21 protein-coding genes are annotated in these 18,145 nt (G+C 53.3%); 7 read left to right on the top strand and 14 right to left on the bottom strand.

The window, feature by feature from the left end; genetic code table 11:
- Positions 1–2: 2 nt before the first annotated feature.
- The 4 genes from mutS to JJU47_RS12970 all read right to left on the bottom strand — a co-directional run bounded on the left by mutS (position 3) and on the right by JJU47_RS12970 (position 5,021).
- Positions 3–2,528 carry a DNA mismatch repair protein MutS gene (gene mutS / locus JJU47_RS12955; RefSeq protein ID WP_228620191.1) on the bottom strand — a complete coding sequence of 842 codons (2,526 nt, stop codon included), beginning with the start codon at positions 2,526–2,528 and terminating at the stop codon, positions 3–5.
- A gap of 50 nt (positions 2,529–2,578) precedes the next feature.
- Positions 2,579–3,007, bottom strand: coding sequence for a YlbF/YmcA family competence regulator (locus JJU47_RS12960; RefSeq protein ID WP_024370256.1), 429 nt, complete (start codon positions 3,005–3,007; stop codon positions 2,579–2,581).
- A gap of 105 nt (positions 3,008–3,112) precedes the next feature.
- A complete protein-coding gene (locus JJU47_RS12965) occupies positions 3,113–3,541 on the bottom strand; it encodes a GNAT family N-acetyltransferase (protein WP_228620193.1) in 429 nt (142 codons plus the stop codon).
- 13 nt (positions 3,542–3,554) lie between these two features.
- The gene (locus JJU47_RS12970) at positions 3,555–5,021 is read right to left on the bottom strand and encodes a phytoene desaturase family protein (protein ID WP_228620195.1); all 1,467 of its coding nucleotides are present in this window, start codon (positions 5,019–5,021) and stop codon (positions 3,555–3,557) included.
- A gap of 141 nt (positions 5,022–5,162) precedes the next feature.
- On the opposite strand from JJU47_RS12970, the gene JJU47_RS12975 reads away from it, so the two are divergent.
- From JJU47_RS12975 to JJU47_RS13000, 6 genes are all read left to right on the top strand, one after another.
- Positions 5,163–5,660, top strand: a complete 498-nt coding sequence (locus JJU47_RS12975; protein WP_228620197.1) for a hypothetical protein — start codon at positions 5,163–5,165, stop codon at positions 5,658–5,660.
- A 19-nt stretch (positions 5,661–5,679) separates the two neighbouring features.
- Entirely contained in the window at positions 5,680–6,402 is a 723-nt protein-coding gene (locus JJU47_RS12980; RefSeq protein WP_228620199.1) for a nucleotidyltransferase domain-containing protein, read from the top strand.
- Positions 6,403–6,411: 9 nt separating this feature from the next.
- Positions 6,412–6,939 carry a P-loop nucleotide/nucleoside kinase family protein gene (locus JJU47_RS12985; RefSeq protein ID WP_228620201.1) on the top strand — a complete coding sequence of 176 codons (528 nt, stop codon included), beginning with the start codon at positions 6,412–6,414 and terminating at the stop codon, positions 6,937–6,939.
- Positions 6,940–7,065: 126 nt separating this feature from the next.
- Positions 7,066–7,827 (top strand): transporter substrate-binding domain-containing protein, encoded by a 762-nt coding sequence (locus JJU47_RS12990; protein ID WP_228620203.1) that lies wholly within the window; start codon positions 7,066–7,068, stop codon positions 7,825–7,827.
- Positions 7,824–8,828: a pyridoxal phosphate-dependent aminotransferase gene (locus tag JJU47_RS12995; protein WP_228620205.1), complete on the top strand. Its 1,005-nt coding sequence runs from the start codon at positions 7,824–7,826 to the stop codon at positions 8,826–8,828. The genes JJU47_RS12990 and JJU47_RS12995 overlap by 4 nt, the downstream gene beginning before the upstream one ends.
- A gap of 224 nt (positions 8,829–9,052) precedes the next feature.
- A complete protein-coding gene (locus JJU47_RS13000; protein ID WP_483298130.1) occupies positions 9,053–10,411 on the top strand; it encodes a glycosyltransferase family 2 protein in 1,359 nt (452 codons plus the stop codon).
- Between the two features lie 34 nt (positions 10,412–10,445).
- Here JJU47_RS13000 and JJU47_RS13005 read toward each other — a convergent pair whose 3' ends face one another.
- Positions 10,446–11,000, bottom strand: coding sequence for a maltose acetyltransferase domain-containing protein (locus JJU47_RS13005; RefSeq protein WP_228620207.1), 555 nt, complete (start codon positions 10,998–11,000; stop codon positions 10,446–10,448).
- Between the two features lie 89 nt (positions 11,001–11,089).
- On the opposite strand from JJU47_RS13005, the gene JJU47_RS13010 reads away from it, so the two are divergent.
- Positions 11,090–12,013: a DUF7916 family protein gene (locus JJU47_RS13010; protein ID WP_228620209.1), complete on the top strand. Its 924-nt coding sequence runs from the start codon at positions 11,090–11,092 to the stop codon at positions 12,011–12,013.
- A gap of 41 nt (positions 12,014–12,054) precedes the next feature.
- Here JJU47_RS13010 and hisE read toward each other — a convergent pair whose 3' ends face one another.
- Genes hisE through hisG form a run of 9 tightly spaced genes read right to left on the bottom strand, consistent with a single transcriptional unit; the run spans position 12,055 to position 18,082 of the window.
- Positions 12,055–12,363, bottom strand: coding sequence for a phosphoribosyl-ATP diphosphatase (gene hisE / locus JJU47_RS13015; protein ID WP_228620211.1), 309 nt, complete (start codon positions 12,361–12,363; stop codon positions 12,055–12,057).
- Positions 12,360–12,692, bottom strand: a complete 333-nt coding sequence (gene hisI / locus JJU47_RS13020) for a phosphoribosyl-AMP cyclohydrolase (protein ID WP_228620214.1) — start codon at positions 12,690–12,692, stop codon at positions 12,360–12,362. Before hisI ends, hisE begins: the two co-directional genes overlap by 4 nt.
- Positions 12,641–13,408 carry an imidazole glycerol phosphate synthase subunit HisF gene (gene hisF / locus JJU47_RS13025; RefSeq protein ID WP_228620216.1) on the bottom strand — a complete coding sequence of 256 codons (768 nt, stop codon included), beginning with the start codon at positions 13,406–13,408 and terminating at the stop codon, positions 12,641–12,643. The genes hisI and hisF overlap by 52 nt, the downstream gene beginning before the upstream one ends.
- Positions 13,401–14,114, bottom strand: a complete 714-nt coding sequence (locus tag JJU47_RS13030) for a 1-(5-phosphoribosyl)-5-[(5-phosphoribosylamino)methylideneamino]imidazole-4-carboxamide isomerase (protein ID WP_228620218.1) — start codon at positions 14,112–14,114, stop codon at positions 13,401–13,403. The genes hisF and JJU47_RS13030 overlap by 8 nt, the downstream gene beginning before the upstream one ends.
- On the bottom strand, positions 14,092–14,679 hold the full coding sequence (gene hisH, locus JJU47_RS13035) for an imidazole glycerol phosphate synthase subunit HisH (RefSeq protein ID WP_228620220.1): 588 nt from the start codon (positions 14,677–14,679) through the stop codon (positions 14,092–14,094). Before hisH ends, JJU47_RS13030 begins: the two co-directional genes overlap by 23 nt.
- Positions 14,676–15,263 (bottom strand): imidazoleglycerol-phosphate dehydratase HisB, encoded by a 588-nt coding sequence (gene hisB / locus JJU47_RS13040; protein ID WP_228620222.1) that lies wholly within the window; start codon positions 15,261–15,263, stop codon positions 14,676–14,678. The genes hisH and hisB overlap by 4 nt, the downstream gene beginning before the upstream one ends.
- Entirely contained in the window at positions 15,250–16,266 is a 1,017-nt protein-coding gene (locus JJU47_RS13045) for a pyridoxal phosphate-dependent aminotransferase (RefSeq protein ID WP_228620225.1), read from the bottom strand. The genes hisB and JJU47_RS13045 overlap by 14 nt, the downstream gene beginning before the upstream one ends.
- Positions 16,263–17,477 carry a histidinol dehydrogenase gene (gene hisD, locus JJU47_RS13050; protein ID WP_228620227.1) on the bottom strand — a complete coding sequence of 405 codons (1,215 nt, stop codon included), beginning with the start codon at positions 17,475–17,477 and terminating at the stop codon, positions 16,263–16,265. The genes JJU47_RS13045 and hisD overlap by 4 nt, the downstream gene beginning before the upstream one ends.
- On the bottom strand, positions 17,474–18,082 hold the full coding sequence (gene hisG / locus JJU47_RS13055; protein WP_228620229.1) for an ATP phosphoribosyltransferase: 609 nt from the start codon (positions 18,080–18,082) through the stop codon (positions 17,474–17,476). Before hisG ends, hisD begins: the two co-directional genes overlap by 4 nt.
- Between the last annotated feature and the right edge of the window lie 63 nt (positions 18,083–18,145).

Raw genomic sequence — 18,145 nt, forward strand, 5'->3', positions numbered from 1 at the left:
TCTCACCCTTTCTTTGCAGACTGTTGAAGCGCATAAAGCGCCTGCATCGCCTCGATTGGATTCATGGCGAGTAAATCAAGATCGAGCAATTGTTGGCGGATGTCATCGCCTGTCTCGAACAACGACAGTTGAGCCGCCTCGTCTGCCGTCTCCGTCACGGCCGGCGAACGCGGGGTCGTGACCGGTTCGGCTTCAAGCGCTGACAGAATCGTTCTTGCTCGGTCAATCAATTCCGGGGGCAAATCGGCAAGTTCGGCGACGTGAATCCCATACGACTTGTCGGCTTTGCCCGGGTGTACCTCATGCAAGAAGACGACTCGGCCGTCCCGTTCAATCGCTCGGACGTGAACGTTCTCAAGCGCCGGGATCGACTCTTCTAGGACAGTGAGCTCATGATAGTGGGTCGAGAAGAGCGTCTTCGCCCCGATCGAGGCCGCGATATACTCGACGATCGCTTGAGCGAGCGCCATTCCATCATACGTCGACGTCCCGCGCCCAATTTCATCGAGTAAAATCAAACTGTTCGCTGTCGCTTCTGTCACGGCTTGACGAGTCTCCGTCATCTCGACCATGAACGTCGACTGGCCGCTCACGAGATCATCGGCCGCGCCAATGCGGGTGAATATCCGGTCAAACAAGGGAAGTTCGGCCGCTTCAGCCGGAACGAACGATCCGATTTGGTGCATGATCGTAATCAATGCGAATTGCCGCATGTACGTTGATTTCCCGGACATGTTCGGCCCTGTGATCAATAACATGCGACGACTGTCGTCAAGCGTCAAGTCGTTGGCGACGTATTCTCCGCGCGGGAGAACCGTCTCAATGACAGGGTGACGGCCGCGGTCGATTTGGACGTGAGCAGCTGTCGTCGCTCGAACGTAGTCACGTTTCTCAGCAACGATGGCGAGACTGAGCAACACGTCAAGCTCGCTCAGTGAGCGTGCCAGTTGTTGTAACGGCTTCGTCTCTCGTTTGACTCGGTCGCGGAGTTCGACGAACAGCTCATACTCAAGCGTACAGCTTTTCTCCTCGGCACCAAGAATGAGGGCTTCTTTTTCTTTTAATTCCGGCGTGACGTAACGCTCGGCGTTCGTGAGCGTCTGTTTCCGTTCATAACGGCCCTCCTCGAGCAAGCGTGCGTTCGCTTTCGTCACTTCCAAGTAATAACCGAAGACGCGATTGTAGCCGATTTTCAGCGACTTGATCCCGGTTGCGAGCCGTTCTTGTTGCTCAAGGTTGGCGATCCACGTCTTCCCGTTCGCTTTCGCCTCGAGCAGTTCATCTAACTCACTCGAATAACCGACACGAATCATTCCGCCTTCTTTCGTCGAGACCGGCGGTGCGTCGACAAGCGCCGAATGAAGCAACTTCGTCAACTCATCGAACGTATCGAGGTCTGCTTCAATTTGGCGAAGGCGTGACGCCTTGACCGATCGCAACAAGTCGCGCACGTCAGGGAGACGAGTGAGCGTGTCACGCAATTGCACGAGATCTCGCGCATTCGCCGTCCCGTATCCGACTTTGGCCACGAGACGTTCGATATCGTATACATGTTTTAACTGCTCTCGGAACTGGTCCCGGAGCATGAAGTCGTCTAGCAAGTTCTCGACTGCATCCAATCGGTCTTGAATCGCAGCTTCCGTATAGAGCGGTTGCTCAAGCCAACGTTTCAACAACCGCCCCCCCATCGCCGTCGTCGTCTCGTCAAGCAAGGCGAGCAGTGACCCTTTTCGTTCTCCGGACCTTGCTGAACGGAACAGCTCGAGGTTTCGGGCCGTGTTGGCGTCGAGCTGCATGTGCTGCTCAACTTCATAGGCGACGGCAGGTTGCAAGTGGTCAAGTGAACGTTTTTGTGTCCGTGTCAAATACGCGTACAGCAAGGCGAACGCGTCTCGTTGCGCCTCGTCTTTGGCATCTTGGGCCAAGTCGCTATCAATCCGGTCGGTTTGAACCGAGAGCGGGATGCCTAACGGCGCAAGTTCGTCCTCCAATCGTTCGTCATCGACGATCACTTCGTTCGGGAGGAGCCCTTCCATTTCCCGAAGTACGGCTTCTTTCGTCGGAAGCGTCGTGAGCCATGATTCGCCGGTCGTCACATCGCCACGGGCTACTCCATACACTGACCCATACTTCGAGACGGCGACCAAGTACCGGTTCTCTTTCTCACCGAGAGATGCCATGTACGTCCCCGGCGTGATCACTTGGATGACTTCGCGCTTGACGAGACCTTTCGTCGCCTTCGGGTCTTCCATTTGTTCACAGATGGCCACATTGAACCCTTTTTCGATCAATTGCTCGATATAGATGGCTGCCGAGTGGTGCGGGACCCCGCACATCGGAATCGGATGCTCCGCATTTTTCCCGTTTTTAGCGGTGAGTGTCAATTCAAGCTCTTTGGCGACAAGTTGGGCATCTTCAAAAAACAGCTCATAAAAATCACCGAGCCGATAGAATAAAAAGGCGTCTGGATAGTCCGCCTTGATTGAAAAGTATTGTTTCATCATCGGGGTTTGATGTATCGTTTCCATTCGTTTTCACCTCTAGAAATTAGAACAGCTGACCAATGGCCAGCTGTTTGTTAGTATCCGCAACCGCCGCGTGATTTCTCGGCCGCCATGCCACTTCCTGTTTTTCCTGCGAGGACATCACCATCCGTCGCTTCGATGATGCGATCTGTCACCGAGTTGGCGAGCGTCACCGTCACGTATTGGAGTAAATCGTTCACTTCGACTTGTGTCTCTTGGAACGCTTGGACGACCGGGATCGCGTCGAGCTCGTCCATCGCCTTGTCGATCTTCTGTTCGACTTTGGCGAGTGCTTCTGTCTTCCCGTAGTGTTGGCAGTTCACTGCTTCTTTTTGCAAGAACTTGATGCGTTTAATCAACGTTTGCACGCGCTCGCTCTCGTTGACTTTCGTCTCGGCTTCTTTGAAACGAGCCACTTCTGGTGTCTTCGCCAAAAGTTCTGCCAATTCTTTTGCTTTTTCGATCACTTGTTGGTCAGTCACGTTCGTAAACCCCTTTACTGTCTATAATGGTATCGTGCGTTTTCACGCACGCGAGTATTCTCCATCATTCTACCACGAACTTATAGCGAAATGTACATCACGGCTTCAGTTCGGAGCTTGCTTTTCACGAACCATGTCGACGTGCGGGATTCCGTCTTCTAAGTATTCATCGCTCGTTCGTACGAAACCAAAATTGGCGTAGAACGGTTCAACATATGTCTGTGCTTGCAAATACAAGTCGACGCCTTCATAGTCCGCGACGGCCGCTCGCATCAATTCCCGTGCATATCCTTTCCCGCGTTGTCCCGGTCTCGTTACGACGCGGCCAATCGCAATCGGAGAAGTGTTCACGAGAACGCGGAGCGCGGCGGCGATCTCGCCGTCCGACTCGATCCAATAATGGACCGCTTCAACGTCTTTCCCATCAACTTCTTGATACGGGCAATCTTGTTCGACGACGAACACTTCTGTTCGCAACGCTAACAACTCATACAGTTCTTTCGTCGACAGCTCGTCAAATGTTTTCTTCTGCATCACAACGTCTCCTTCATGATAACTTCGCACCGAGCGCTCGACCGACGTGAAGCCCGCTCGTCATCGCCCCAATCGTCCCCGCTCCCGGGAACACCGTATCTCCACAAATGAAGAAGTTCGGTAATTTCGTCCGGTAGCTCGCAGCATGGAACAAGGCTTGACCCGGAGTCTGCGCATAGCCGCCGACCGCACCGTTCGGCCGGCGCGTATATTTCACCCATGCCCCGGGACCACCGGGCAAGAGGACACTTGACTGCCCCGTCCACTCCGGAAACCCTATTCTCACGGCTTCTAGTAAACGCTCGGTCCATTCATGTTCAAGTTTCTCATAGACGGCGCGCTGTTTCCAATCTTTCCATTCCGAGAGATCGACATGCGTCGAGACGGTGACGGTTCGTTCAGGCTGATCGGTGCGCAACACGTCCCCGCCGGCTGACATCGATATAAACGCGTGTCCACTCGGTAGGTGAGATGTATAAACTTGTTGGAACAATGGTCGGTCGTGACAGACGTGTTCTGGCAACGTCACATATAAACTAAAAGTCCCCCATTGCGTTTGGCGCAACTGACGCGCGTATTGTCGGTTGAAGCGCTCGGCATCTTTACCGACGAGTAATCGACTCGTCGCCTCGAGAGGAATCGCGGAAACGACCGTATCGACGATGTCGAGTCTCCCTCGCCGATCGGTGAGCAGCCATCCGTCACTGACCCGCCCCACGCTCATAATCTGACGTCCGAGCAGCGCCTCGCCCCCGTCGTTTCGGAAAGCGCGTTCGAGAGCATGGGCGAGTTGATACAAACCGCCTTCGACATAAAAAGCGCCTTCATGATAAATCGATAGGGCGACAGCCGCGAGTACATGACTCGCTTCCCTTGCCCCTGTCTGTAAACTATCGAGTAAAATCCCATCGATCAATCGTTCAAATTCCGTACCGTCCAGTCGATGATGCTCCAGTGTCTTCTGGAGCGGCCGGTAGAGCTTCGGCCCGATGTGTAAAGATGCCGGACGGATACCTGATACAGCGGTCCATACGTCCTCGACGGAATGGAACGGCAGCGCGGGAAGTTGTTCGAACAAAGGTCGCAACGCCTCAAAATCAGCCCACATTTCAAAAAGAAACGACCGGATTTGCGGAGCAAACGCCGGGAACTTGAACTCAAGCTCAGCGAGAAATCGGTCCCGCTCTTGGTGATAAACGACAGTCTGCCCTTCTAAATGAATATGCATCACTTCTCGTAACGGACGGACCGAAACCGTTTCATCTAAATAACGAAGTACCCGATCATGCAGTCCGCCTCGTTCGAATCCCATCCCGAGCGTCGCCCCGGCCGGGAACAAGTAGTCCCCTCGCTCGAATTTGCCGGCACATCCGCCCCATTCACGTGACGATTCATACACTGTCACGTCATGTCCGTTTCGTTGCGCAAGTGCAGCCGCAGTCAACCCTGCGATGCCGCCTCCGATCACTCCAATTCGCATCGATATCGCCTCCTTCTTTCATCATACCTTGATGCATCTTTTCCGTGACGATCCAACCTGTATTTTTAAGGTTTTTTGGACGAGGAGGCAGGGTTCTTCCAGACGATGGCGAAAAAATCGATAAAGGACAGGTGAAACCATATGCGAAGTCGGGTCATCATTTATTTGCTCATCCCCATTTTGATTTTCATCGGTATACTGATCACACCTCCATCAGAAGAATCGCAAAAAGTAGCCACGATGACGGCTGTCAACGTACAGGAAATGATTCCTTATGAACGAGAGTACACCGCTCAAAAAGTATTGCTCGAAGAGACGTTACACGAGTATGAGGCGGTGATTGAAGAGTGGCAACTCGAACGCGGCGCCCGTATATCATACAGTTATGTTCTTCGTCTGCGCGGTTTTGAGACGGTCGTCCAAGTTGATGCCGGAGCGGCCAATACGCGATCGGACGGCTTCTACGCCATGCAGGCGCATAGCCCGATTTTCCAGGCTGCTCAACCGCTCTCGACCGGCTACCCAATCATTCTCTTCGCTACAGAACAAAGGCTCGTCCTCAATCAAATGGACATACGTGTCATTTATGAAGAGAACGGAGAGTTGAAAAAGTGGCACATCACCAGTCAAGAATCATGACATTCAAAAGGAGTTATCTATGCACTTCAAACTTGAACCCATCGCAGCGGCAAGGACGTTCGTCGCTACACATTTTCCCGACTGTGGAGCCGCGTTGCTCGCCGGGAGTGTCGTTCGTGGAGAGGCGACTGAAACGTCAGATCTTGACATCATCATCTTCGATGACACACTCGTCTCGTCATATCGGGAATCGTTTATCGAGTCCGGATGGCGCATCGAATTGTTCGCCCATAACTTGACCTCGTATCGCGAATTCTTTGAGCAGGATTGCCTCCGAGCCATTCCGTCATTGCCGAGAATGGTCACCGAAGGTATCGTCTTGATAGATACAGGTATCATCGAAGACATCAAACGTGAAGCGGGAAACTTGCTCGACGATGGGCCGGAGCCTTGGTCGGATGAGACGATTGAGATGAAGCGGTATTTTCTGACCGATGCGCTCGATGACTTGACTGGATGTACGAATCGCGCAGAGGGCTTGTTCATCGCGAGTACTCTCGCCACGTTAGTCTGTGAGTTCATCCTGCGCACGAATCGACAGTGGATTGGCTCCTCCAAATGGACGTACCGCGCTCTCGATCGCCATGATGCCCAAGCAGCCCGCGAGCTTGCCGATGCCCTAGAATGCTATTATCAAACGAACGAAACAGATGCGCTCATTCGTTACGTCGATAAGACACTCTCCCCGTTCGGTGGCCGGTTATTTGCCGGATTCAGTCGCGGAAAAACAAACGAAACGTGAGGTAAACCGATGTTTTTTCTTCAAATGTCCGGGTTCCCCGGGTCTGGTAAATCGACGCTTGCTCGGGAGATTGCTCGACGACTAAATGCGGTCATCGTCGATCATGACGTCACAAAGACAGCGTTGCTCGAATCGATGGCGGATCAACCGCTCGACACGGCACTCACCGGAAAAGTAGCTTATGACATCGATTGGGCGCTCGTCTCCTTCAATTTGTCGCTAGGCCGCAACGTCATCCTCGACAGCCCTTGCCTATATGACGTGATGATCGAACGTGGTTTAGCTCTCACACGGGAACATGGTGCTACCTATCGCTACGTCGAGTGCATCGTCGACGACATCGATGAAATCAATCGCCGCCTGCAAGAGCGCGAACGAAAGATTAGCCAAATCGAGTCCGTCATGCCAGATGATTTTCATCGGACCGTCGCAAACAGCAAAAAACCACCCTTTATGCATACGCTTACAATCGATGCAAGCCGCTCTCTCGAAACGTATCTTCCCGACATCATCGGCTATATTCAACAGATTGATTAGTCGTTCTTTTCATCCAGTCCCATCAGGACCGGGTGAATTTTTTTAATTATTTATGTATTTTTATACTTTACAATTAATAATCATACATATACACTTAATCTCATATCTTGAAGGAGGAATTTATACATGAAGAAATGGATCGTTACAGGGGCGCTCGTCATGAGTGCCATCGTACTTGGGGCTTGCAGTCAAGAGACAACGGGAGAAGAAAAAAAGACGCTCGTCATGGGGACGAGCGCCGACTACTTCCCGTATGAATTTGTGGACACGGCGAACGGGGACGCCATTGTCGGATTTGACATTGAAATTGCGGAGACAATTACCGAGCGTCTCGGCTACGAGTTAAAGATTGAAGATATGGATTTCGGAAGTCTGCTTGGCGCACTCAACGCTGGTCGTGTCGACTTCGTCATGGCAGGGATGACGCCGACGGAGGAACGGAAAGAGAATGCGGCCTTCTCGGACATTTATTTGTCGGCGACGAACTTGATCATGTCAAAAGATGAGTCACTTCAAGCGATTGAACAACTCGCTGGAAAGAAAATCGGCGTCCAGACATCGTCGATTCAAGAAAATATCGCGAAAGAGCAAGCACCGGACGCTGAACTCGTCTCATTGAACAAGATTCCAGAAATCGTTCAAGAATTGAACACAGGTCGGATCGACGCGATGGTGATCGAAGACACGGTCGCCCAAAAATATTTGGACCAAAACGCGGGCTTCTATACGTTCGCATTGAAAGAGGATGGTGAGAAAGGTTCAGCCGCCGCCTTCAAATTAGATGATGAACTTCGCGACCAATTCAACGAAGAGTTGAACAAAATGATCGATTCAGGCGAAATCGACGAGTTGACGAAGAAGTGGTTCTCGATGGAGCCGACAGAATGAGACAAGTCGAGCTACCGATCTACCCGGTCACCTACCCGAGCGGATTTCGTTTGAATCAAAATGAGAGCCAGTTCCCGGTGCCGGAACGGTTGCACGAACAACTTTCCACGCTCTCGTTTAAAGATTTGCATGAGTATCCGGTGCAGCCGATCGATGAGTTGTTCATGCGCTACGCGGCGTATGCCGGCGTGGAACCGACTCAATTGCTCGTCGGATGTGGCAGCGATGAAATGATTCACGTCGTCACCCAGGCGTTGTTATCGCCGGAAGACGTCGTCTTATCACCGAATCCTGACTTCGCGCTTTATCCAATCTTCACGACAATCGCCCACGGACGACACGTTCAAACGGAAGACTTATCGTTCGATGCACTCGTCACGTCGGTGGAACTCTATGCGCCGAAACTGTTACTGCTGTCGAACCCGAACAATCCGACGGGGAAACTATGGAGCGTCGACGAGTTGACGGAACTCGCCGGACTCGTCCCTTATTTGATTGTCGACGAGGCGTATATCGATTTCACTCCGGAATCGAGCATGATTCCTCACCTCGAGACGTTGAGCAACGTCATCATACTCCGAACATTATCGAAGGCGTTCGGTCTCGCCAACGTCCGACTTGGGTTCATGATTACGACGACCGGGCTCGCGCACTATTTCCGGCAATTCGTGCCTCCGTTCAACATTAGCGGCGTCAGCGCGAAGATTGCCAACGTCTTCTTGCAAGATCCCTCTTATCTCGATGAGGTACTCGCTTGGCATGCCGAGATGCGCGAGAAATGGTCGGCGTTACTTGGAACGATCGGTCATGTGCACCCCGCCAAAGCGAATTTTCTCTACGTGACGCTCGACGAACCAGAAGCGGTTTGGTCCCATCTCGCCAAAAACGGGATTCACACGTCGCGTCAAACAAACGGGATTCGAGTGACGCTCGGAGATGAGCAAGCGCTGTTAGCGACAAAACGTGCGTTGATGACGTGGTCGCCCGTTTCGTATTCTTAATCTCACGCCCGTTGAAGTTCGGTTTGATTCCGACTTCATCGGGCGTTTTTGATTTAGGTCAATATTTTTCAGAAAACACACGTCTTTCGTTGACAAGATCAGAAAAGGCCATCAAAATTCATCTTACTGCGCTAACTTCTAAGTTGAACGGCTTTTATCGAATAATGGACGATTCGGCCTCCACTAGTCGCAGCTTATACTTTTACAGATTTGGAGGAAACAGCATGGTTTCACGCAACGAACCGGTCGAGACGAAATGGGGACGAAATCGCATCGGGAATCGCTGGTATTGGACGATTATGACGCGTTTTTGGTTATCGCACAGTTTCTCACTCGCTTGGTTGCTCTTCTCAATTTATATTTCCTTACCTTGGTTTACCGATTTAGCAACATTGACGAATTGGCCGCTCGCTTTGTTCGTCATCGGTGGCATCGCCTACATACCAGGATATTTGATGGCCTTTTTACTCGCCAGTCTTGTCCTCGATCGCCAACCTCCGTTCAAAGACGAACATCCAACCGAAGCGGTGACAGTGATGATTGCAGCCTACAATGAAGAAGCGTTGATCTATGAGACGATCCGTTACGTGGCGTCACAAGATTATACCGGTCCGCTCCACCTCCTCGTCATCGACAATAACTCGAACGACGACACTGCAAAAGAAGTGATACGGGCGAAAGAAGATTTTATGATTCCAATTGACTTACTCCACGAATCAAAGCCCGGAAAATTTCAAGCGCTCAACTACGGATTGACGCACGTGGCAACGCCTTACGTCATTACCCTCGATGCCGACACGTTAATTCACCCGTCCGCGGTTCGGTTTTTAGTTGCCCGTCTCGTCAGCAGTCCGAAAGATGTGTGCGCCGTCGCCGGAAGCATGCTCGTCCGGAATAGCCGCAGTTCGTTTTGGACCCGGTTGCAAGAGTGGGATTACTTCCTTGGGATCGCTTCAATCAAACGACTTCAAGGACTGTACCAAGGAACGCTTGTCGCGCAAGGGGCGTTCAGCTTATATGAGACCGAAGCCGTGCGAGAAGTCGGGGGATGGCCTGACGCCATCGGTGAAGACATCGTGCTCACTTGGCGGTTGCTTGAGAAGAAACGCCGTGTCTACTTTGAACCGCTCGCAGTCGCGTTCACCGATGCCCCGGAGTCGTTCCGCCACTTTGCCCGACAGCGCTCACGCTGGGCCCGGGGCATGGTCGAAGGGTTGCAGGAAGTGAAGCCGTGGCGCCAGCCCCAGTTATATACAAAATACTTAACGGGCGTCAATTTGATCATGCCTTATCTCGACATCGCTTATACGTTCTTTTGGATCCCTGGGTTGATCCTCGCCATATTCGGTCATTATTGGATCGTCGGTCCGATGACGTTGCTCGTCTTGCCGCTCACCGTCCTCAGTTATGGTCTTCTCTATTTCTATCAACGCGATTATGTGTTCAAAAACTTGAACCTACGCGTCCGTAAAAACTTGTTCGGCTTCATCTTTTTCGTCTTGAGCTATCAACTGTTCATGTCCCCCATTTCAGTATGGGGCTATGCACAAGAGACGTTCAAACTGAAACGTGTTTGGGAATAATCAAAGGCCCTGCATTTTTTTTGCAGGGCCTTTCTTATACGATCGTCTTGATGACTCGTGCCGGGTTACCCCCGACGACTGCTCTAGCCGGCACATCTTTTGTGACGACGGCACCGGACGCAATCACGGCATCATCCCCAATCGTCACTCCCGGGTTAATGATGGCGCCTCCTCCGATCCAGACACGATGTCCGACTGTGACGGGTTTCCCGAACTCGATGCCGGAGATACGTTCCGTCGGGTCGAGCGGGTGCGTCGCCGTGTAGACGTGCACCCCCGGTCCGAGCATACAGTCATCACCGAAGTGAATCGGACAGATGTCTAAAAACACGCAATCGAAATTGGCGAAAAACCGCTCCCCGAGGTGGATATTGAATCCGTAATCACATTTGAACGTCGGTTCGAAGTAAAACGACTCTCCGGTCGACCCGAACAACTTGCGGAGCACTTCTTTACGAACGGCGAGGTCATCAATGCCTGATTGATTAAATTGTTCCATCAGCCGACGTGCGTGGCGCCGTGCCGTCACGAGCTCTTCATCTCCGGCAACGTATCGCTCGCCTCGAACCATCTTTTCTTTTTCCGTCATCGTGTTCCCCCCTATTCTTTTTTCAGTATAGAGGATTTTCGTCAGAAATGGGGAATAGGATGTTGACGAACTTGAGGAGGAATAGACTGATGAAACGTATTCTAGATTGCAGAGCCAGCGACTTTTTGACGTTCAATCGCAACGATTTAATCGAGTCCATCCGAAAAGCTGAAGGACGCACTGTCCTCGCGGAAGTCATCCCGACGGTGCAACCGTTATATCCGGAAGTGACGAACGCGGAACTTGCCCGGGCGTTCGGTGCGGATATGATTTTATTGAACATGTTTGATGTGTTCCACCCGTACGTAAAAGGACTAGAAAGCCATGCCTTGTTCGGTAACGACCCGGAAGAAACGATGTCAGACAATCCGATTCTCGAGTTGAAACGGCTCGTCGGGTTGCCGATTGGTGTCAACTTGGAGCCGGTTGACTTTTCCGAGAAATCATCGGAAATGCATGACGTCAAGCATGGACGGCTCGCAACACGCGAATCGTTCGCAAAAGCGTCTGAACTCGGCATCGATTTTATTTGTCTGACCGGCAACCCGAATACCGGCGTGACAAATGAGGCGATTGAGCGCGCCATCATCACCGCCCGGCAAGAGTTTGCCGGTGTCATCATCGCCGGCAAGATGCATCAAGCCGGCGTCGGTCGTGTCCTTGATCGAGACGCTTATGTGCGCTTCGCTGAAGCCGGTGCCGATATCATCTTGATCCCGGCTCCGGGTACCGTGCCTGGAGTGCGCGAAGATGAGTTTTATGACGTCTCACGTGAAATCCAAGCGCTGAACAAACTCGTCGTGGCTGCGATCGGTACATCGCAAGAAGGATCTGACGAAGCGACGATTCGAGACATCGCCCTATCATCGAAGCGCGGCGGGACTGACGTCTTCCATATCGGCGACGCCGGCTTGTCTGGGATTGCCACACCGGAGAATATCCAAACGTTATCCATCGCCATCCGCGGCCGTCGGCATACGTATATCCGCATGGCCGCCTCGGTTAACCGCTAATTAAAAGGAACGAAGCCACAGTGGCTTCGTTCCTTTTTGTGTTACCAGTCGGTGACGTCACGGCGTGGTTTCGCTGGTGTCGTCGTCCCGTGCCGTTTAGCGAGGAGCGCCTCGACGTCATGTAATGATACGCCTTTGGCGGCGAGCAAGACGAGCAAGTGGTAAATCAAATCTGCCGACTCCTCGACCAACTCTTCATCGTTTAGCGCCGCGATGACGACCTCGAACGACTCTTCCCCGAATTTCTTGGCAATCTTGTCGACCCCTTGGTCGAACAAATACGAGGTGTATGAGCCTTCCTTCGGTGACGCCTGACGTGACTGAATCAACTTCTCTAATTCGTGAATCATTCTTCCACCTCCGTGAAAAAGCAACTTCGATTACCGGTATGACACGTCGGACCGTTGGCGCGGACCCGGACGAGTAACGCGTCTTGGTCACAGTCAACGTGGATGCTTTCAAGGTCGAGCGTATTCCCACTCGATTCGCCTTTCATCCAGAGCCGCCCTTTTGACCGCGACCAGAACGTGACCGTGTTCGTCTCGAGCGTCTTACGAATCGCTTCATCGTTCATATACCCTAACATGAGCACCGCCTCATCTGTCGTCGAGACGATGATAGCAGGAATCAGTCCGTTTGCGTCGTAACGAACCGCATCGGCAAGTTGCGCTCGCTGCATACGTGTTTCACCTCTTCCACTGTCGTCTTTCGGTCATGTAGAATCGACGCGAGCAAAGCCGCATCGACACGTTCGAGCGCATCGACGACGTGATCTGCGTTCCCGGCCCCGCCGGATGCGATAATCGGGATATCGACCGCTTCCCGTAATAAATCGAGAATCGTTAAGTCGTACCCGTTTTGTTTTCCGTCCTGGTTCATCGACGTCACGAGCAGTTCTCCGGCCCCGAGCTCTGCGACCCGTTTTGCCCAATCGACGGCACGCAGTTCTGTCTTTTGCTTGCCTCCGTACGTGTAGACGAAATATTCACCGTCTTCAAACCGGACATCGATCGCGATGACGATACATTGGGAGCCGAACCGATCCGCCGCCCGTTTGATCAAGTCAGGTGACTCGACGGCGAGCGTGTTGAGTGAGACTTTATCGGCCCCGGCCTTTAGGAGCGACGAGATGTCTTCTAACGACCGAATGCCGCCCCCGACCGTGAGCGGGATGAACACTTTGCGGGCGACGGCGCTGACGACGGCGAGCATCGTCTGACGTCGTTCCGTACTCGCCGTAATATCTAGAAACACAAGCTCGTCCGCACCGGAAGCGTCGTAATATTTTGCGATCTCGACCGGGTCACCGATATCGCGAAGCGCCACAAACTCGACACCTTTGACGACACGGCCGTCTTTCACGTCTAAACAAGGGATAATGCGACGTTTAAGCATGGCGGGCCTCCCACTCGATCAAGTCATCTAGACTGACTTGCCCGGACAAGAGCGCCTTGCCGACGACCGCCTCGTCGATGCGAGCCTCATTCAACGCTTTGACGTCGGCTTCAGTCGTGACACCGCCCGAGGCGATGAGCGTGACATCGACCGCGTCTCGGAGCGTCTTCATGCGCGCCAAGTTCGGGCCGTTCAGCTTTCCGTCCGAACCGATGTCGGTGTAGAGGATCGTCTCGACGCCACGGGCGACCAAGTCTTTCGCAACGTCAACGTCACGCAAGTCTGTCGCTTCCTGCCAACCGTTTATAGCGACCATGCCGTCGTAGGCGTCAAGGGCGACAGCGACACGGCTTCCATATTTCGCAAGGGCACGGTCCAGAAAATCCGGATCCGTGAACGCTTTCGTTCCAAGCAGGACACGATCTACGCCTGTTGCCATGACCGCGTCCAGCGCTTCTTCAGAACGAATGCCCCCACCTGTCTGAACAAAGAAGCCACACGACTTGGCGAAGCGGACGACGTCGAGGTGTTTCGGCTCCCCCGCTTTCGCTCCTTCAAGATCGATTAAATGAAGCATCGGGACGCGTCCGGTCCATTCTTTTAACTTCTCGTACGGATCGCCGTATTGTTCTTCTGTGTTGAAATCTCCTTCTGTCAGGCGGACAATCTTGCCGCCGATTAAATCAATTGCCGGTAGCAGCTTCACGTTCGACCGCCTCCTTCCATTCTTTTAATAAGCTGAGTCCGAACGTCCCGCTCTTCTCGGGATGGAATTGCATCCCCGTGACGAGCCCTTTCTGAACGATGGCCGGTACACGTTCCCCCATATAATCGGCTGACGCGACGATATTCGCCTCACTTGTCACGACATGGTACGAGTGGACGAAATAGACATCCTCATCGCGTAAAATGGAGTTCCAGCCGACGTGTGGCAACCGTTTCGCCTGCATCCGCTCGACCCGGCCCTCGATTAAACCGAGTCCTGTCGTCGGCATCCCTTCCGTGCTCGATTCGAATAATAGTTGCATCCCTAGACAGATCCCAAGAAACGGTTTCTCGACCGCCATCCGCGTCAATAGCGGGACGAGCCCAGTCTCGTTTAACGCTTGCATCGCTTGCGGAAATGCGCCGACACCAGGCAAGAGAATGGCGTCAGATGCTTCAATCTCAACGGGGTCGTTCGTGATCGTGACGTAACAACCGATGGCTTGTAACGCCCGTTCGACGTTAAAGACGTTGCCCATCCCGTAATCAATCACCGCGACTCTCATCCTTCAATCCGTCCTTTCGTCGATGGCAGGCGGTTTGAACCGTCCTGCGCGACCGCCTCCGCGAGGGCACGTCCGAACGCTTTGAACAATCCTTCAATCATATGGTGTGAGTTCGCCCCGTACAGCACTTCGAGATGTAGCGTCAAGCGCGCATTCATCGCCACGGCCCGGAAAAATTCTTCCGCAAGTTCCGTATCGAAATCGCCGAGTTTCGGGTTTTTAATGTCAGCCCGATAGACGAGGAATGGACGGCCCGAGACGTCGACGACGGCGCGTGCGAGCGTTTCGTCCATCGGGAGGTAACTCGTCCCATACCGGCGAATCCCCACCTTATCTCCGAGCGCCTGACCGATCATCTGGCCGAGCGCGATCCCGACGTCTTCAACCGTGTGGTGTGCATCGACCCACGTATCCCCTTCGACTTGCACCGTTAAATCGATGCGGCTATGGAATGCGAATAACGTCAACATATGGTCAAAAAAGCCGACGCCTGTCTTGATGTCGCTTTGACCCGTCCCGTCTAAGTCGAGCTTGAGCTCGATATCCGTCTCTTGTGTCGTTCGTTTCGTTTCAGCTGTTCTCAAAAGAAGTCACCTCTTCTATCGTTTGTCGAATCAATCGATACGCCTCGTCGGTACCCGAACTGACACGGATGCCGTCCGAGAAAGCACGGACGTGAACACCGTTGGCAAGAAAACGACTCGCCCACGCTTCGCTGTCTCGCGTCTCGACGTATAGGAAGTTGGCACGGCTCGGGAGAATCTTCCCGACCGGTGCTAGCAGTTGTTTCAGTTTTTCGCGTTGCTCGTTATGGTACGTCACGGCGTCACGGATGTATGCCGCATCCGCCAAGACGACGGCCGCAACGGCCGCGCTCAGTCCGCTCACGTTGAACGGCGAGCGGAAGCGATCGATGTTCTCAATCAATGCCGGGGCCGCGATCATGAACCCGATCCGCAAGTTCGCGAGTCCGAACGCTTTTGATAACGTTCGTAGGATGATGACGTTTGGATGGTCGGCGAGACGACTTTTGAACGAATCATTCATCGTGAAGTCGATATACGCCTCGTCGACGACGACATATGGCACGCGACTGGCAATCATCTCGAGTTCGTCAAGCGTCCACATCTTCCCCGTCGGATTGTTCGGGTTCGAGACGAGGACAAGTTTCGGCTGATTCGCCTCGACCGTCTGTAACAACGATTGAAATGATAATCCCGCCTCGTCCGGTTGCACGAAATTCCCCCGCGCGATGTGCGCATAAATGCCATACATCGAGAAGTCCGGGAGCGGCGCCACGACGACGTCATCGACGTCGAGAAGCGCCTGGCAAAGAATGGCGAGCAACTCATCACTGCCGCTGCCGACCATCAGTTGGTCGACGTTCACGCCGGCATAGCTGGCGTATCGCTCTTTCAGCACGTTCAATTCATCGACGGGATAGCGGCTCAAACCGTCTAAATTGACGTGACGAATCGCTTCTTTCAAGCGCTCGGGCAGTTCAAACTGACTTTCATTTTGATTTAATGCGTGTCCGCTGACCGCATGGGGCACGTAACGGGGAATGGTCTCGTATCGTAGTCTCATACGTCCTCCAATCGGACCGCCATCGCCCGGGCGTGTCCCTCGAGTTGTTCTTGTTTCGCGATCCGGATGGCGGCGCGTGTCACCGCTTCATCCAACTCCGTCATCTCGAGAAATGTCTGTCTGCGGTAAAAGTCGTCAACTGACAGACCGCTCGAGAAACGGGCCGTCCCGCTCGTCGGCAAGACGTGGTTCGGTCCAGCGATATAATCACCGAACGCTTCCGCCGCCGCATGTCCAAGGAAAAACGAACCGCCGTGACGAATGCGTTGCATATAGGCGTCGGGATCGCTGACGGCAAGTTGGACGTGTTCAGCTGCCATCTCGTTCGCTTCGTCGATCGCCTCTTCTTTCGTCATGACGAGGACACCGCCGCGTTTTAGCGCTTCAGTCGCGATGTCTCGCCGTGGCAAGTCGTGAAGTTGTCGTGTCAGTTCTTCACGGATCGCCTCGGCCATGTCGTCGGTCGTGACGAGCGCGAGCGCGGTCGCCTCGATGTCATGCTCAGCTTGAGCGAGCAAATCGGCGGCGACCCATTTCGGGTTGGCCGTCTCGTCGGCGATCATGAGCACTTCTGAAGGTCCAGCAACCGAGTCGATCCCGACGATGTGTGAGACGAGTGATTTCGCCGTCGCCACGTATGCGTTACCGGGTCCGACGATTTTATCGACAGGTCGAATCGTCTCAGTCCCAAACGCGAGAGCAGCGACAGCCTGGGCGCCACCGACGAGATAGCACTCATCGGCACCTGCGATTTTTGCGGCAATCAATAGCGACAAATCGATCCCGTCTTGTTTCGGAGGTGTCACCATGACGATTCGTTTCACGCCTGCGACTTTTGCCGGAATGACGTTCATGAGGACGCTCGATGGGTAGACGGCAGTCCCGCCCGGAACGTAAACGCCGACCGAGTCGAGCGGCATGAAGCGACGGCCGAGTCGGAACATCTCGTCTTCAAAGACGTCCTCTTCCCGGCGCTGTCGCTCATGAAACGCTCGGATTCGTTTCGCTGCGAGTGTCAGCGCCTCTGTCAGTTCCTCATATGCTGCCGGCGGTGTGAAAGACGCCAAATCGACCGCTTCGATTTGATTGACGCCATCAAACTGTCGTGTGTATTCAAGGAGCGCATCGTCCCCTCTTGACTCGACCGCGTCTAAAATCGGTTTGACCGCCTCGACCCAATTCTCGCGACGTGTCTTATTGTCTGTGTTCATGCGTTCCCCTCCTTGCTCAACCGGCGAATCCAGGCTTTCAATTCGTCAGGATCGTTCGCGAGCGCAGTCTCGCTCGTAATGAATTTAGCGTTAATATCAAAAATCGTCTCGTACTCTTCGAGGTCGTTCGCGCGAAGCGTCGCCCCGGTCTCGACGATATCGACGATGCAATCAGCGAGCCCGGTGAGCGGAGCGAGTTCGACCGATCCGTTCAAGGCGATGACTTCGACGTTCTGCCGTTTCGACGCGAAATGCGAGATGGCGATGTTCGGATACTTGCTCGCCACTTTTAATTTTTTCGTCCCGTTTTTTCGTTCTCTCGGTCCACATACGGCCATCCGGCAACGGCCGAACGGTAAATCAACGACTTCAAGAACACCAGGTGTCTTCTCACGTAAGATGTCGCCGCCGACGACACCGACGTCTGCGGCACCGTGCATGACGTATTTATAGACGTCGTCGCCTTTGACGAAAATGAATTCATGCCCGTCGACTTCGACCGTCAACTCACGGCCTCGTTTTTCGGGCCAGACAGTCAATCCGACTTGTTCAAAATAGTCCCGGGCCGCTTTTTCAATGCGCCCTTTCGCGATTGCTACTTTCATGACATCACCTCACCTAATTGTTCTAGATCGAGCGAGAGTCCGAACGCACGGCGCGATTGTCCG

Source organism: Exiguobacterium sp., assembly GCF_020832205.1.
Classification (GTDB): domain Bacteria; phylum Bacillota; class Bacilli; order Exiguobacteriales; family Exiguobacteriaceae; genus Exiguobacterium.